The sequence below is a fragment of the Achromobacter sp. EB05 genome (assembly GCF_044232075.1).
GTDB classification, from domain to species: Bacteria; Pseudomonadota; Gammaproteobacteria; order Burkholderiales; family Burkholderiaceae_B; genus Achromobacter; species Achromobacter dolens.
This window is the reverse complement of record NZ_CP155917.1, coordinates 4337826-4353510: the sequence shown is the minus strand read 5'-3', so window position 1 is coordinate 4353510 and position 15685 is coordinate 4337826. Positions and strand designations below refer to the sequence as shown.

Genomic DNA, 15685 nt, shown 5'->3' with positions numbered 1-15685 from the left:
GATGGGTAATGCGAATTTTGCGAGAGAGGCCGAGGCCGCGGTTGAGGCCGACAGCCTCGCCGCCAGCCTGGAATGGCGCGCTTTCGCGCAGGCGGCGCACGGCGCCGCGCTGGACGCGGGCGCATTGAAGGTGATCGAGGCGGCTGGCCTGTGCGTGGACCTGACCATGCAGCGGCAATCGCCCGCGCTGGACGCCGCCGCGCAGGCGCTGTTGCGCGCCCGCGGCCTGGACGAGGCGCGGCAGGCGCTGTTCTCCGGCGGCCCGGTCAACTGGACCGAGGGCAAGCCGGCCTGGCACACCGCGCTGCGCGCCGGCCGCACCCGCGAACAGCCTGAAGGCCAGGACCGGGACTCGGTCTGCGAGTATTCGCGCATGGCCGATTTCGTGCGGCACGTCGACCAGAACGCCGACTTCGCCACCGTGCTGCACATCGGCATCGGTGGCAGTGACTGGGGGCCGCGCCTGGCGATCCAGGCCTTTGGCGGCCCGGGCCAGCGGCGCCAGATCCGTTTCGTCTCCAACATCGACGGCCACGCCTTCCATGACGCGGTGGCCGGGCTGGACCCGCGTCGCTGCCTGGTGGTGGTGTCGTCCAAATCCTTCACCACCGTCGAGACCCTGCACAACGCCCGCGCCGCCATTGCCTGGCTGCGGCAGGGCGGGGTGGCCGATCCCTCCGCGCACCTGGCGGCGGTCACCGCCAACGCGCCGGCCGCGCGCGCCCTGGGGGTGCCGGCAGGCCAGGTGTTTCGCATGTGCGACTGGGTCGGCGGACGCTATTCGGTCTGGTCGGTGGCCGGGCTGTCGATCGCGCTCACCGTCGGCGCCGACGTGCTGATCGGCATGCGCGCCGGCGCCGAGGCCATGGACCAGCATTTCCAGCAGGCGCCGCTGGGAGCCAACGCGCCGGTGCAACTGGCGCTGGCCGGCCTGGTCAACTGCAGCGTGCTGGGCCACGGCTCGCTCAACATCGCCGCCTACAGCGCGCGGCTGCTGCACCTGGTGACCTACCTGCAGCAACTCGAAATGGAGTCGCTGGGCAAGCGCGTCGGCGGCGACGGCGCCGCGGTGGACGTGCCGACCGCCCCGATCATCTGGGGCATGCCGGGCACCGACGGCCAGCACACCTTCTTCCAATGGCTGCACCAGAGCGCGCATGGCGCGCCGGTCGATTTCATCGCCAGCCTGCAGGGCCACCCGGACAGCCCCGACGCCCACCGCATGCTGCTGGCCAATTGCCTGGCGCAGCGCCAGGCGCTGTTGCGCGGCAAGGATCTGGAGCAGGCGCTGCTGGACGTGGCCCATGTCGAGGACCCCGGGCAGGCGCTGACGCTGGCGCATCACATGGTGCACCCGGGCGGCCGGCCGTCCACGCTGATCGTGCTGCGCCAGTTGGAGCCGCGCGCGCTGGGCGCATTGCTGGCGCTGTATGAACACAAAGTGTTCGTGCAGAGCGTGGTGTGGGGCGTCAATCCCTTCGACCAGTGGGGCGTGGAACTGGGCAAGCGGCTGGCCACCGGCATCGAGCGCGAGCTGGCGGTGCCGGTGTCGGCCGGCGTGGTCGACTGGGGCCACGACGCGTCCACCTCGTACTGGATCGACCGCTATCGCGGCCACGCCCAGGCGCCGCAGCCGCGCCATGCCCGCCTGCCCGGCGTGGCGGCGCATCTTTGACCGGGAGCCGGGCATGAGCGAGATGCGCGTGCTGGTCACGGGCGGCGCCGGCTACATCGGCGCCCACACCCTGGTGGCGATGCTGGCCGCCGGCCAGCGGCCGCTGGTACTGGACAACTTCAGCAACGGCAGCCCGGAGGCGGTGCGGCGGGTCGAGCGCCTGTGCGGCGCGTCGATCCCGCTGGTCGAGGGCGACATCCGCCAGACCGGGCTGGTGCAGGCGCTGCTGGCGCGCGAGGCGCGGCGCGGCGACCCGGTGCAGGCGGTGCTGCACCTGGCCGGCTGCAAGGCGGTCGGCGAATCGGTGGCCGACCCGCTCAAGTACTATGACAACAACGTGTCGGGCTCGGTGGCATTGCTGCGCGCCATGCGCGACGAGGGCGTGACGCGCCTGGTGTTCAGCTCGTCGGCCACCGTCTATGGCGAGCCGCGCTCGCTGCCGTTCACCGAGGCGCATCCGCTGGCGCCGGCCAATCCGTACGGCCGCAGCAAGCTGATGGTCGAGCAGATGCTGCGCGACCTGTGCGCGGCCGAGCCGGCGTTCGGCGCGGTGACGCTGCGCTACTTCAATCCGATCGGCGCGCATCCCAGCGGCCAGATCGGCGAGAGTCCGCGCGACGTGCCCAACAACCTGTTCCCGTACATCACGCAGGTGGCGGTGGGGCGGCAGCCGTTCCTGAACGTGTTCGGCGACGACTACGCCACCGCGGACGGCACGGGCGTGCGCGACTACCTGCATGTCATGGACCTGGCGCAGGGCCATGTGCAGGCGCTGGCCTACGCCACCGGCCACCCCGGTTTCGTGGCGGTCAACCTGGGCACCGGGCGCGGCACCAGCGTGCTGGAACTGGTGCATGCGTTCGAGCGCGTCAGTCAGCGCCGCATCCCGCTGCGCACCGGGCCGCGCCGTCCCGGCGATATCGAGCGGATGTGGGCCGACCCGGCATTGGCCGCCTCGCTGCTGGGCTGGCACAGCACGCGCGGGGTCGATGCCATGTGCGCCGACGGCTGGCGCTGGCAGCAGGGCAACCCGCGCGGTTACGAGACGGATCCGCCGGCGGCATAACCCCAACGGCGTGTCGGATGGGTTCCGCGAAGCGGGCCGAGCGGTTACAGTTGACGGAAATATTGCGAAGCAGCATCCGCGCGGCCCCGCCGTCGCGCGCGATGCACCGTCACCGAGGCACTGTCATGCTCGATTCCCTTCCGTCCGCCGGCCCGGCCGGCACCCAGCCGGGGCTGTTCCAATGAGCGGCCCGGCCTACCTTCCCACCGCCCACTGGAACCTGGACAGCATCGTCTCCGGCCTGCGCCAGGCGCGGGTGGCCTGGCGCGGCCCGCGCGGCCGCCTGCGCGAAGACGCCGGCCTGCGCGAGTTTCCGTCGCAGGAAGCCCTGCGCCAGATCATCAAGGACCTCTGTGGCGCCCTGTTCCCGATGCGGCTGGGGCCCATCGACCTGCGCGAGGAGGTCGAGGACTTCTACGTCGGCCACACCATCGGCGCGGCGCTGGACGCGCTGCTGCACCAGGTCAACCTGGAACTGCAATACGTCGGTCGCGACGATCCGGCGCTGCTGGCCGCTTCGCAGCAGCGCGCCATCGACATCGTGCGCCAGTTCGGCGCCGAGCTGCCGCGCGTGCGCGCCGCGCTCGACCTGGACGTGACCGCCGCCTACCAGGGCGACCCGGCCGCGCACAGCGTCGACGAAGTGCTGCTGTGCTATCCCGGCGTGGCCGCCATGATCCACCATCGCCTGGCCAACGTGCTGTACCGCCTGGGCGTGCCGATGCTGGCCCGCATCGTGGCCGAGATCGCCCACGCCGACACCGGCATCGACATCCATCCCGGCGCCACCATCGGCCGCAGCTTCTTCATCGACCACGGCACCGGCGTGGTGATCGGCGAGACCGCCATCATCGGCGACCGCGTGCGCCTCTATCAGATGGTCACGCTGGGCGCCAAGCGCTTCCCGCCGGGCGAGAACGGCGAACTCAAGAAAGGCCTGGCGCGCCACCCGCTGATCGAAGATGATGTGGTGATCTACGCGGGCGCCACCATCCTGGGGCGCGTCACCATCGGCAAGGGCTCGACCATCGGCGGCAACGTCTGGCTCACGCGCAGCGTGCCGCCGGGCAGCAACGTCACCCAGGCCAGCCTGGTCAGCGACATGCCGGATTGCGGCCTGGGCGGCTGAGACGGCGTCCGCGTTTCGGCTGGGCGGCCCTGGCGCCGCCCGCCTCTCGCCCGGGCGGCGCTGACGCCCGGGATTCGATACGGGAGCCTGGATGGACACACGTGTTTCGGATCTGGCCGCGCTGCGCGGCTTCGTCGACCGCCACCCGCGGCTGTTCGTGCTGACCGGGGCGGGCGTCAGCACCGATTCCGGCATCCCCGACTACCGCGACACCGACGGCGAATGGAAACGTTCCCCGCCCATGACGCTGCAGACTTTCATGGGCGGCGAATACGCGCGCGCCCGCTACTGGGCCCGCAGCATGGTGGGCTGGCGCCGCTTCGGCCAGGTGCAACCCAACGCCTCGCATCGCGCGCTGGCGCAATTGCAGCAGCGCGGCCGGGTGTCGGTCCTGGTGACGCAGAACGTCGACGGCCTGCACGAAGCCGCTGGCAGCCGCGACGTGGTCGACCTGCATGGCCGGCTCGACCAGGTGCGCTGCATGAACTGCGACTGGCGCGGCCGCCGCGATGCCTGGCAGGACACGCTGCACCAATACAACCCCGGCTGGATCGCCTTCGAGGCCGATGACGCGCCCGACGGCGACGCCGACCTGGAGGGCGTGGACTTCGCTTCGTTCAAGGTGCCGCCCTGTCCGGTCTGCGGCGGCATCGTCAAGCCCGATGTGGTGTTCTTCGGCGAGACCGTGCCGCGCGAGCGGGTCGACCGCGCCAATGCCGGCCTGATGGCGGCCGACGCGGTGCTGGTGGTGGGCTCGTCGCTGATGGTCTATTCGGGCTACCGCTTCGTCACGGCGGCCTCCCGCAACGGCATGCCGATAGCGGCCATCAACCTGGGCCGCACGCGGGCCGACAACCTGTTGACGCTCAAGATCGAGCTGCCCAGCGCGGTGGCGCTTGAGGCGCTGACGGCGGCATAAAAGCGGGACGGACAGCGGCCGGTTTTTGACCGGTTTAACCAAGTGCCCGCCCTGTAAGGATTTTTTTGCGCCGTTACAGACCTTTCCAAAGGGTTGTCCACAGATACTGTGGATAATTCCTAGGGATTACCCCGATTTTGCGAGCATGTTAGGGGCATTTCCGACCGATCCATGGTGGTCTGGCCCCGGTATTCAGCCTTCGACGTCGGCAATGGCGTCGCCCAGCAGGGCCTTGCGCGCCGCGTGCCAGCTCCCTGCGTCCGGGGCGTAAAGCAGCCCGCCGCTGCGGTGGGTGGGCTTGTAGGGCGAGCCGTCGAAGCGCGCCGCGTAGCCGCCCGCCTCGCGGTGCAGCAGCCAGCCGGCCGCGTGGTCCCAGGCGGTCAACTGGTTGTACAGCGCGACGTGGCTGTGGCCGGCCGCCAGCATGCGGTATTCGTGGGCGGCGCAGCGCAGGCTGGCCGTGCTGCCCAGGCGCGACAGGTTGCCGTTGACGGTGGTGCGCAGCGGCTCGGGCAGGGCGCCGGTCGAGATCAGGCCGTCCATGTCCTCGGGCGGCGCGGGGCTGGCCACGGCCAGCGGCGCCTGCTTGCCGTTCTCGTACTCCATCCAGGCGCCTTCGCCACGCACGGCCAGCGCGCTGTCGCGGTTGACCGGGTCGTAGATCACGCCGGCGATCACGTCGCCGCGATGGCAGGCCGCGATCATCATGCCGAACAGCGGCAGGCCGGCGACGTAGTTGCGGGTGCCGTCGATCGGGTCGATCAGGAACGCCAGTTCGGCGTCCACCAGCATGTTCAGCAGGGCCGGGTTGCGGGTCGAGGCTTCCTCGCCGATCAGCACCGCGCCCGGATGCAGCCTGGCCAGGCGCGCGGCGATCAGGCGTTCGGCGGCTTCGTCGGCATCGGTGACCAGGTCGCGCGGCGAGCTCTTGTCGCGCACGCTGCCCTCGGGCAGGTTGCGAAAACGCGGCATGACCTCCGCCTGCGCGGCTTCGGCCAGGATGCCGGCCAGCTTGCGGGTGTCGTCACGGGTAAAGGTTCTGCTCATGGTCGCTCGTCCAGGGAACGCGCAAATCTATCACGCCTGGGCGGCATTTGATCGCGATTTATAACCGCATGAACTAAAAGGGAATTTTCCACCTGTGCAGGAGTTATCTGCCAGGTTGTCCACAATTCCTGGGGATAAACGGGACCGGAGCCCCGTTTACCCCCCGGGCGGGCGCCCGGGGGAGGGTGGTGCGCTCAGGCGCCCAGGTCGACGCAGAGGTACTTGATCTCGAGGTATTCCTCGATGCCGTACTTCGAGCCTTCGCGGCCCAGGCCGGACTGCTTGACGCCGCCGAAGGGGCCGACTTCGTTGGAGATCAGGCCGGTATTGATGCCGACGATGCCGTATTCCAGCGCCTCCGACACGCGCCAGATGCGGGCGTAGTCGCGGGTGAAGAAGTAGGCGGCCAGGCCGAAGATGGTGTCGTTGGCCATGCCGATGACTTCTTCCTCGGACTCGAAGCGGAACAGCGGCGCCACCGGGCCGAAGGTTTCCTCGGTCGCGAAGCGCATCGACTGGGTCACGTCGCGCACCACGGTCGGCTCGAAGAACGTGCCGCCCAGCGCGTGCGGCTTGCCGCCGGCGATGACCTTGGCGCCGTGCGCGGTGGCGTCGGCGATGTGTTCCTGCACCTTCTCGATGGCGTTGGTATCGATCAGCGGACCTTGCGTCACGCCGTCCTCGAAGCCGTCGCCGACCTTCATGGCGTTGACCTTGGCCACCAGGCGCTTGGCGATTTCCTCGTACACGCCGGCCTGCACGTAGATGCGGTTGGCGCAGACGCAGGTCTGGCCGGCGTTGCGGTACTTCGAGGCCAGGATGCCGTCGACCGCGCGGTCCAGGTCGGCGTCGTCGAACACGATGAAGGGCGCGTTGCCGCCCAGTTCCAGCGACAGCTTCTTGATGGTGGGGGCGCATTGCTCCATCAGCGTGCGGCCGACTTCGGTCGAGCCGGTGAAGCTCAGCTTGCGCACCACCTCGCTTTCGCACAGCGCCGCGCCGATGTCGCGCGAGCTGCCGGTGATGACGTGGAACACGCCGGCCGGCACGCCGGCTTCCTCGGCCAGCACCGCCAGCGCCAGCGCGGTCAGCGGCGTCTGCTGGGCCGGCTTGACCACCATGGTGCAGCCGGCGGCCAGGGCCGGGCCGACCTTGCGGGTGATCATGGCGGCGGGGAAGTTCCACGGCGTGATGGCGGCGGTAACGCCGATCGGCTGCTTGAGCGCCAGCAGGCGCTGGCCGGCCTTGGGGCTTTGCAGCACGTCGCCGTCGATGCGCTTGGCTTCCTCGGCGAACCACTCCAGGAACGAGGCGGCGTAGGCGATTTCACCGGCGGCCTCGGTCACGGGCTTGCCCTGTTCCGAGGTCATGATGGCGGCCAGGTCCTGCTGGTTCTGCATCATCAACTGGGCCCACTTCAGCAGGATCGCGGCGCGTTCCTTGCCGGTCTTGGCGCTCCAGGCGGGCAGGGCGGCCTGGGCGCTGGCGATGGCCTGCTCGGTCTCCTTGCGGCCCAGCTTGGGCACCGACACGATGGTCTTGCCGGTGGAGGGGTTGTCCACGGGGATCGACGGGCCGTTGCCGGCGGATACCCACTTGCCGTCGATGTAGCAGGCGTCGCGCAGCAGTTCGGGGCGCGACAGGGGATGGGTCAAAGAAGAAGTCATTGCATTAGTCTCCTCAAAGGGAACGCGGCCGCCAAAGCGGACGCGGGCGCGGCGTGCATCCCCGGGCGGAATCCGCCCGGAATGCTCGCCACGCCCGCAATCGTCATGCCTGCCAGCCGAAAAACCGGATGATCGGGTTGCGCGGCCTCAGGCGGCCAGGGCTTCGGCCAGGATGGCCAGCGCGCGGTCGAACTGGGCGTCGGGAATGGTCAAGGGGTACAGGAAGCGCAGGACGTTGCCGTATACACCGCAGCTTAGCAAGATCAGGCCTTGCTCGATGGCGCGGGCCTGCACCTTCTTGACCGCCTCGGCGTCGGGCTTGCCGTTGGCGTCGTTCAGTTCCAGCGCCACCATCGAACCCAGGCCGCGCACGTCGGCGATGCCCGGCACCTTGGCGCGCAGGCCCTCGAGGTGGGCGCGCAGCTTGTCGCCCAGTTGCACCGCGCGTTCGCACAGCTTTTCCTCGGCGATCACGTCCAGCACGGCGTGGGCCGCGGCCACCGCCAGCGGGTTGCCGGCATAAGTGCCGCCCAGGCCGCCCGCCGCCGGGCCGTCCATGACGTCGGCGCGGCCGACCACGCCCGAGATCGGGAAGCCGCCGCCCAGGCTCTTGGCCATGGTGATCAGGTCGGCCTGCACCGAGTGGTGCTCCATGGCGAACAGCTTGCCGGTGCGGCCGAAGCCGGTCTGCACTTCGTCGGCGATCAGCAGGATGCCGTGCTCGTCGCAGAGCTTGCGCAGGGCCACCATCAGTTCGGGCGGGGTGATGTTGAAGCCGCCTTCGCCCTGCACCGGCTCGATGATGATCGCGGCGACGCGCTTGGGATCGATGTCGACCTTGAACAGCAGGTCCAGCGCCTTGAGCGAGTCGGCGACAGTGATCGACTGGGTGCCGTTGGGGAACGGCACGTGGTAGATGTCGCCCGGCATCGGGCCGAACGACAGCTTGTAGGGGGCGACCTTGCCGGTCAGCGCCATGCCCAGCATGGTGCGGCCGTGGAACGAGCCCGAGAAGGCGATGACGCCCGAGCGGCCGGTGGCCGAGCGCGCGATCTTGATGGCGTTTTCAACGGCTTCGACGCCGGTGGTGAAGAAGGCGGACTTCTTCAGGCCGTCGATCGGGGCCAGGCGGTTGATGCGCTCGGCCAGCGAGACGTAGCCTTCGTACGGCACGATCTGGTAGGCCGTGTGGGTGAAGTTGTCGAGCTGGGCGCTGACGGCGGCCTTGACCTTGGGATGCAGGTGGCCGGTGTTCAGCACCGCGATGCCGCCCGCGAAATCGATGTATTCCTTGCCGTTGGCGTCCCACAGCGTGGCGTTCTCGGCGCGCACGGCATAGAAGTCGCACATGACGCCGACGCCGCGCGGCGTGGCCAGGGAACGGCGGGTATTCAAATCCTGATTCTTCATCTCAGCCTCGGATGGCAAGTGGACGGTAAACCCTTACTTTAATGCTACTATGGCCCCATTGGTGGGAACCACTTTTATAAATCAGGTAGAACCAATTGCGGTCCATCGTTGGAGACTTGCTGTTGCTGCGCCTGGCCGATGCCGCGGGCGGGCCGATGAACAAGCGGCTGTACCACGGTATCCGCGAGGCCATCCTGGATGGTTCCATTGCCGCCGACTCGCGCCTGCCGGCCTCGCGCGACCTGGCGGCCGAACTCGGCATCGCGCGCAACACCGTGGTGCACGTCTACGGCCAGTTGCTGGCCGAAGGCTATACCCGCAGCCTGCAGGGCAACGGCACCTTCGTCAATGCCTCGCAGCCCGACTCCTACCTGGCCAGTGGCCGCCAGTCGCGCCGCGCGCCGGCGCCGCAGCCGCGACCGGCACTGTCGGCGCGGGGCGCGGCCATCGTCGACGGCGTGTCGGCCTCGCCCTACCAATGGGGCGCCTTCATGCCGGGGGTGCCCGACCTGACCGAATTCCCGCACAAGAAGTTCGGGCGCATCTTTTCCGCGCTCTGGCGCAATCCCACCCCTGATCTGCTCACTTATGCCTACGGCGGCGGCCTGCCGGCGCTGCGCGAGGCGCTGGCCCAGCACCTGGCGCTGACGCGCTCGATCGACTGCGACCCCGACCAGATCCTCATCACCGAAGGCTCGCACCAGGCCATCGACCTGGCCACCCGCATCCTGGGCGAAGCGGGCGAGACCGCCTGGGTCGAGGACCCGGGCTACTGGGGCGCGCGCACGGTGCTGCAGGCCAATGGATTGCGCACGGTGCACCTGCCGGTCGACGAGGAAGGCATGCGGCTGCCGGATCCGGATGCCGCGCCCGCCGTGGCGCCGCCGCGCTTCATCTTCGTGACGCCGTCGCACCAGTATCCGCTGGGGCCGGTGATGTCGCTGGCGCGGCGCCGCCAGCTGCTGGCGGTGGCGCGCCAGCATGGCAGCTGGATCATCGAGGACGACTACGACAGCGAATTCCGTTTCTCGGGCCGGCCCATTGCCTCGCTGCTGGGCCTGGAGCCGGACGCGCCCGTGATCTACATGGGCACCTTCAGCAAGACGCTGTATCCGGGCCTGCGGGTCGGCTACCTGGTGCTGCCCAAGCCGCTGACCGCGGCGTTCCAGGCGGCCCATGCCGAGCTCTACCGCGAAGGCCACCTGATGACGCACGCGGCGCTGGCCACCTTTATCGCCGAGGGCCACTACGCCGCCCACATCCGCCGCATGCGCATGCTGTATGGCCGGCGCCGCGCCATGCTGGTCAACCTGATCGAACGCCGCCTGGGGCCCGAGTGGCTGCATCGCGACGCCAGCCTGGCCGGCCTGCACCTGGTGCTGACTTTGCCGCCGCATATGGACGACCTGCGGGTGGTCGAAGTGGCCCGCCGCAAGGGCGTACTGACGCGCCCGCTGTCGCGCTACTACGTCGGCGCCGAAGGCCGCCGGCCCGGCCTGCTGCTGGGTTATGCCTGCGTGCCTGAGCACGACATCGCGCGCAAGTTCGAGGTGCTGCTGGAAAGCCTGGCCGAGGTGGCGCGCACGACGCCGGCCGCGCCGGCGGTGGCCGCGCAGCCGGCCTGACGCGGGCGGTCAAGGCTGGCCGCGCGGCACGGGCTTTGACGGCCGTTGGCGGGATGCCGGCGCCTGCCGCCTGAGCGCCGCGATCCACCGGTCCGAGCGCCACGATCACCCGGCCCGAACGCCTCAACCCGGGCGGTCCTGTCCACCGCCCAGCGCCGCCGCGAAGGCCGCGGCGTTGCGCATGCCCTGGTCCTCGAAGTTGGTGTTGAATACCGCGTGCGCCTGCCCGCTCTGGCGGGCCAGCTCCTGGAAGCGGCGCGCCAGTTCGGCCAGCTCGGCCTCGGAATATTCGTACTGGAAGCGCCCGGACGAGGCGGCGCCGTTGGCGTTCCAGGTGGCCGCGTTGCGCCCGTGCAGGCGCAGCAGTGTCAGGTCGGGGTGGGTGCAGGCCCACACCGCCGGCACACTGTTGTCGAAGCCCTGGGGCGCGTCCACCACCGTGTGGACCACGCCCAGTTCCCGTTCGAACGCCAGCGTGGCGTCCGTGGCGGCGGCTGATTCGAACCAGCCGCGGTGGCGGAATTCGACCGACAGCAGGTGTTCCGGCAGGCGTCGGACGCATTCAGCCACCAACGCCCGGCCGCGCGCGTCGCGCCGTATCCAGGGCGGGAACTGGAAGTGCACCGCGCCCAGCTTGCCGGCCATGCGCAGGGGTTCCAGCGCCAGCGTGTAGCGGCGCCAGAGCTCGTCGCGCAGGTCGTCGGGCATGGCGTGGTGGTAGATGAAGGGGTCGGGCCAGTCGGCCAGTTCGCGGCGGATGTCGGCGGGCAGCGAGGCCAGCGGCGTCTGGTGGCCGGTGAAGAGGCGGTAGGCCTTGATGTTGAAGACGAAATCGTCGGGCGTGCGCTGCGCCCATAGATAGGCGTTGTCGGGGCTGGGCAGCGCGTAGTAGCTGGAATCGACCTCGGCCAGCCCGAAGCGCGAGGCGTAGAAGCGCAGCCGCGCCTGGGCGTCGTGCGCCTCGCGCGGGTAGAAGCGGCCGCACGCCAGCAGCGTGGGATCGGTCCAGGAAGCGGTGCCGGCAAGCAGGCGCATGGGGAAAACGGCGGTAGCGGGAGCGGGGGGCGATGCGGTTATGATACCTGGATATATCCCCAGGTATCGGGCCGCGCCGACCGCGCCCGCCGCCGACAATTCCAAGCCCCATGTCCGACCAGAATTCCGCCCACCCGTCCAGCCGTCCCGATCCCCTGGCCGACCTCAACCCCGCCCAGCGCGAGGCCGCCGAATTCGGCGTCGGCGGCGCGGGCGACGACGGCCCGCTGCTGGTGATCGCCGGCGCCGGCTCGGGCAAGACCAACACCCTGGCGCACCGCGTCGCCCACCTGATCCTGAACGGCGCCGATCCGCAGCGCATGCTGCTGCTGACCTTCTCGCGCCGCGCCGCCCAGGAAATGGAGCGCCGCGTCGGCAGCGTGCTGCAGCGGGTCATGAACCTGCGCGGCACCCAGCAGGCGCCGTCGCTGCCGTGGGCCGGCACTTTCCACGCCATCGGCGCGCGCCTGCTGCGCGACTGCGCCCAGCGCATCGGCCTGTCCGAAGCCTTCACCATCCATGACCGCGGCGACGCCGAGGACCTGATGGGCATGGTGCGGCACGAGCTCGGCCTGTCCGCCACCAAGTCGCGCTTTCCGCTCAAGGGCACCTGCCTGGCGATCTACTCGCGCGTGGTCAACAGCCAGACGCCGGTGGCCGACGTGCTGCACGCCACCTTCCCGTGGTGCGCGCAATGGGAGGACGAACTCAAGAACCTGTTCCGCGCCTACGTCGCGGCCAAGCAGGACCAGCAGGTGCTCGACTACGACGACCTGCTGCTGTACTGGGCCGAGATGATGGGCGACGCGGCCATCGCCGCCGACGTCGGCGCGCGCTTCGACCACGTGCTGGTGGACGAATACCAGGACACCAACCGGCTGCAGGCCGCCATCCTGCTGGCCATGAAGCCCGACGGCCGCGGCCTGACCGTGGTGGGCGACGACGCCCAGTCGATCTATTCGTTCCGCGCCGCCACGGTGCGCAACATCCTCGACTTTCCGGCGCAGTTCCCGCGGCCGGCGCGGGTCATCACGCTGGACCGCAACTACCGCTCGACCCAGCCCATCCTGAACGCCTCCAACGCCGTCATCGGCCTGGCGGCCGAGCGCTATGCCAAGGATCTCTGGAGCGACCGGCCATCGTCGCAGTTGCCCGAGCTGGTCACCGTCAGCGACGAGGCCGGCCAGGCCCGCTGGGTGGCCGACCAGGTGCTGGCGCAGCGCGAGGGCGGCGCCACGCTCAAGTCGCAGGCGGCGCTGTTCCGCACCTCCAGCCACAGCGCGGCGCTGGAACTGGAACTGACCCGGCGCAACATTCCTTTCGTCAAGTTCGGCGGCCTGCGCTTCCTGGAGGCGGCGCACGTCAAGGACCTGCTGTCGCTGCTGCGCTGGGCCGAGAACCCGCGCGGGCGCATGGCGGGGTTCCGCGTGGCGCAACTGCTGCCCGGCATCGGCCCGGCCACCGCCGGCAAGCTGATGGACGCCATGGCGCAATCGGCCGAGCCGCTGCGCGCGCTGCGCGAGTTCAAGCCGGGCGCGGCGGCGCAGGCGGAGTGGGGCGCGTTCGCCGACACCTACGCGGCCCTGGCCGACCCCAACCTGCGCTGGCCGGCCGACGTCGACCTGGCGCTGCGCTGGTACGCCGGCCAGCTCGAACGGCTGTACGACGATGCGCGGGTGCGCAAGACCGACCTGGACCAACTGGTGCGCATCGCCGCCGGCTACCCATCGCGCGAGCGCTTCCTGACCGAGCTGACGCTGGACCCGCCCGACGCCACCAGCGACGAATCCGGCGCGCCCTCGCGCGACGAGGACTACATGATCCTGTCCACCATTCACTCGGCCAAGGGCCAGGAATGGAAGGCGGTCTACGTGCTGAACGTGGTCGACGGCTGTATCCCGTCCGACATGAGCACCGGCACCGCCGAAGAGATCGAGGAAGAAAGGCGTCTGCTGTACGTGGCCATGACGCGCGCCAAGGAACGCCTGCAACTGATCGTGCCGCAGCGCTTCTACGTGCACCAGCAGACCGGCATGGGCGACCGCCACGTCTACGGCTCGCGCACCCGCTACATCACCAACGCCATGCTGCCGCTGTTCGACCACCTGCCCAAGCTGCCCGACCTGCCGGCGCGCGAGGCCAGGGCGCCGCAGGCGCCGAGCGTGGACGTGGCCAAGCGCGTGCGCAACCTGTTCGCGTAGGGCGCGTTCGCCGGGGCTCGGACCCCGCGCGGGCGCCGCCGCGCGGCGGCGCCGGTGGGCTATCATCGGCCGATACGCTGGATATACGCTGCACCCGCAGGGCTCGCATCGCCAAAGGATGTCTATGTCTACCGAAGCAACCGCCGCCGTCGCCGCGCCGCCCCAGGGCGAAGTCGTGGCCTCCATCGCCTATGTGAATGGCCGGCGCGACCACGAGGTGCCCATCGAGGAGGTGGGCAAGCACGTCGATCCCAGGCACGGCATGGTGTGGATCGGCCTGCGCAATCCCAGCCCCGAACGGCTGGCCGACGTCGTCAACCAACTGGGCGCCTGCGACAAGAACCAGGAAGAGATGCTGGAGTCGCACCGCCGGCCCAAGATCATCGACTACGGCAACATGGTGCTGATCGTCGTCATCACCGTCGAGGTCGAGGCCGAGCGGCCCATCTTCGGCGAAACCCAGTTCCTGATCGGCGAGGGCTTTCTGGTCACGGTGCGGCGCGGCGCCACCGCCGGCCACAGCCCCTTGCGCGAACGGCTGGAGTCCTCGCCCGACCTGCTCAAGCGCGGCAGCGACTATGTCGCCTCCGAACTGCTGGACTGGCTGGTGGACCGCTACGTGGTGGCGGCCGGCAAGATCGAGTCGGTGGTCGAGGGCGCCGAGCAGAAGCTGCTGATCCGCGGCGCCAAGGACTCCGACATCCGCAGGCTGTACCGCCAGCGCCGCGACCTCCTGCGCATCCACACCGTGGTGTCGCCGCTGGCTGAGATCTGCCGCCGTCTGGCGCGGGTCGAGATGTCGGCGGTCGATGAACACGCGCGCCCGTATTTCGGCGAGGTGGCCGACCGCGTGCTGCGGGTCGATGAACTGTTCAACTCACTGCGCGAGTCGCTGGCTTTCGCGTTCGAAGCCAGCCTGATGATCGGCCAGGCGGCGCAGAACGACACCACCCGCAAGCTGGCCTCCTGGGCCGCCATCCTGGCGGTGCCCACGGCCATTGCCGGCATCTATGGCATGAACTTCAAGTTCATGCCCGAGCTGGAATCGCCGTTCGGCTATCCGGTCACGCTGGGCGTGATCGCGTCGGTCTGTTCGTTCCTGTACTGGCGTTTCCGCAAGTCGGGCTGGCTGTAGCGCGACACGCGCCGGGAGCGTGACGGCGGCGACGCACTTTGCCGCGCGGCGCGGGCGCGGCTGTGGCAAACTGCCTGCGTTTTCACCCCTGGAGCCCGGCCCCGTGCGCGGCAATTTTCCCTTTCGCGGCGGCAGCAAGCTGACCGCCCTCGTGGTCGCCTTGATCCTGGCGGCGGCGGGCGCCATCGTCAACTGGCTGCAACCATCCCGCCACGGCGGCGAGCGTCCGGCCGAACGGCCCGGCGCCAGCGCGCCGGCGGCATCCGGCAAGTCTGGCGCGGCGTCGGCCGGCGGCGTCCCCGCCGGCAGCTACACCCTGACCGGCATGATCGTCAACGTGGCCGACGGCGATACCGTGACGTTGCGCGCGCCCGACGGCCAGCGCCGCATCCGCATGGACAGCATCGACGCGCCCGAGGAGGGCCACGGCGCCGACCAGCCCGGCCAGCCCTACGCCGAGGCCGCGCGCCAGCACCTGGCCAGCCTGGTGGCCGGCAAGACCCTGACCGCCCAGTGCTACCTGAAGGACCAATATGGCCGCGACGTCTGCGCGCTGATCCTGGAAGACGGCCGCTCGGCCAACCGGCTGCAGGTCGAGGCCGGCTACGCCTGGGCCTACACCGCGCGCCAGGGCGAGTACCTGAACGACAAGGCCATGCCCGACCTGCAGCGCCAGGCCAAGGCCGCCGGCCGCGGCCTGTGGGCCGGCAAGGAGCCGATGCAGCCCTGGAAGTGGCGCTACGACTGCTGGCGCCAGCGCCAGTGCGGGTGATTGC

The 15685-nt window shown here is 69.9% G+C and carries 12 protein-coding genes; 8 read left to right on the top strand and 4 right to left on the bottom strand.

What is annotated here, in order from left to right:
• The first annotated feature begins 1 nt into the window (after position 1).
• The 4 genes from pgi (at position 2) to AAID08_RS19685 (ending at position 4789) form a co-directional block, all read left to right on the top strand.
• Entirely contained in the window at positions 2-1675 is a 1674-nt protein-coding gene (gene pgi, locus AAID08_RS19700; protein WP_395756810.1) for a glucose-6-phosphate isomerase, read from the top strand.
• A gap of 13 nt (positions 1676-1688) precedes the next feature.
• Entirely contained in the window at positions 1689-2741 is a 1053-nt protein-coding gene (galE, locus tag AAID08_RS19695; RefSeq protein ID WP_054503294.1) for a UDP-glucose 4-epimerase GalE, read from the top strand.
• Positions 2742-2922: 181 nt separating this feature from the next.
• A complete protein-coding gene (gene epsC / locus AAID08_RS19690) occupies positions 2923-3870 on the top strand; it encodes a serine O-acetyltransferase EpsC (RefSeq protein WP_054445629.1) in 948 nt (315 codons plus the stop codon).
• Positions 3871-3961: 91 nt separating this feature from the next.
• The gene (locus AAID08_RS19685) at positions 3962-4789 is read left to right on the top strand and encodes an NAD-dependent protein deacetylase (RefSeq protein WP_116791885.1); all 828 of its coding nucleotides are present in this window, start codon (positions 3962-3964) and stop codon (positions 4787-4789) included.
• Positions 4790-4981: 192 nt separating this feature from the next.
• Here the strand turns inward: AAID08_RS19685 and AAID08_RS19680 are convergent, their stop codons facing one another.
• From AAID08_RS19680 to gabT, 3 genes are all read right to left on the bottom strand, one after another.
• Positions 4982-5836 (bottom strand): inositol monophosphatase family protein, encoded by an 855-nt coding sequence (locus AAID08_RS19680; protein WP_064524273.1) that lies wholly within the window; start codon positions 5834-5836, stop codon positions 4982-4984.
• Positions 5837-6030: 194 nt separating this feature from the next.
• Entirely contained in the window at positions 6031-7503 is a 1473-nt protein-coding gene (locus tag AAID08_RS19675; RefSeq protein ID WP_054503045.1) for an NAD-dependent succinate-semialdehyde dehydrogenase, read from the bottom strand.
• A 147-nt stretch (positions 7504-7650) separates the two neighbouring features.
• Positions 7651-8913: a 4-aminobutyrate--2-oxoglutarate transaminase gene (gene gabT, locus AAID08_RS19670; RefSeq protein ID WP_054503044.1), complete on the bottom strand. Its 1263-nt coding sequence runs from the start codon at positions 8911-8913 to the stop codon at positions 7651-7653.
• Positions 8914-9008: 95 nt separating this feature from the next.
• Here gabT and AAID08_RS19665 point away from each other — a divergent pair, with 95 nt between their 5' ends.
• A complete protein-coding gene (locus AAID08_RS19665; protein ID WP_395756809.1) occupies positions 9009-10538 on the top strand; it encodes a PLP-dependent aminotransferase family protein in 1530 nt (509 codons plus the stop codon).
• 123 nt (positions 10539-10661) lie between these two features.
• On the opposite strand, the gene AAID08_RS19660 is transcribed toward AAID08_RS19665, so the two are convergent.
• The gene (locus AAID08_RS19660) at positions 10662-11573 is read right to left on the bottom strand and encodes a DUF72 domain-containing protein (RefSeq protein ID WP_395756808.1); all 912 of its coding nucleotides are present in this window, start codon (positions 11571-11573) and stop codon (positions 10662-10664) included.
• A gap of 110 nt (positions 11574-11683) precedes the next feature.
• Between AAID08_RS19660 and AAID08_RS19655 the strand changes: the two genes are divergently transcribed.
• The 3 genes from AAID08_RS19655 to AAID08_RS19645 all read left to right on the top strand — a co-directional run bounded on the left by AAID08_RS19655 (position 11684) and on the right by AAID08_RS19645 (position 15681).
• Positions 11684-13774 carry an ATP-dependent helicase gene (locus AAID08_RS19655; RefSeq protein WP_116791883.1) on the top strand — a complete coding sequence of 697 codons (2091 nt, stop codon included), beginning with the start codon at positions 11684-11686 and terminating at the stop codon, positions 13772-13774.
• Positions 13775-13898: 124 nt separating this feature from the next.
• Positions 13899-14909, top strand: coding sequence for a magnesium and cobalt transport protein CorA (locus AAID08_RS19650; RefSeq protein ID WP_054503041.1), 1011 nt, complete (start codon positions 13899-13901; stop codon positions 14907-14909).
• 103 nt (positions 14910-15012) lie between these two features.
• A complete protein-coding gene (locus AAID08_RS19645) occupies positions 15013-15681 on the top strand; it encodes a thermonuclease family protein (protein WP_336235278.1) in 669 nt (222 codons plus the stop codon).
• The last annotated feature ends 4 nt before the right edge of the window (positions 15682-15685 follow it).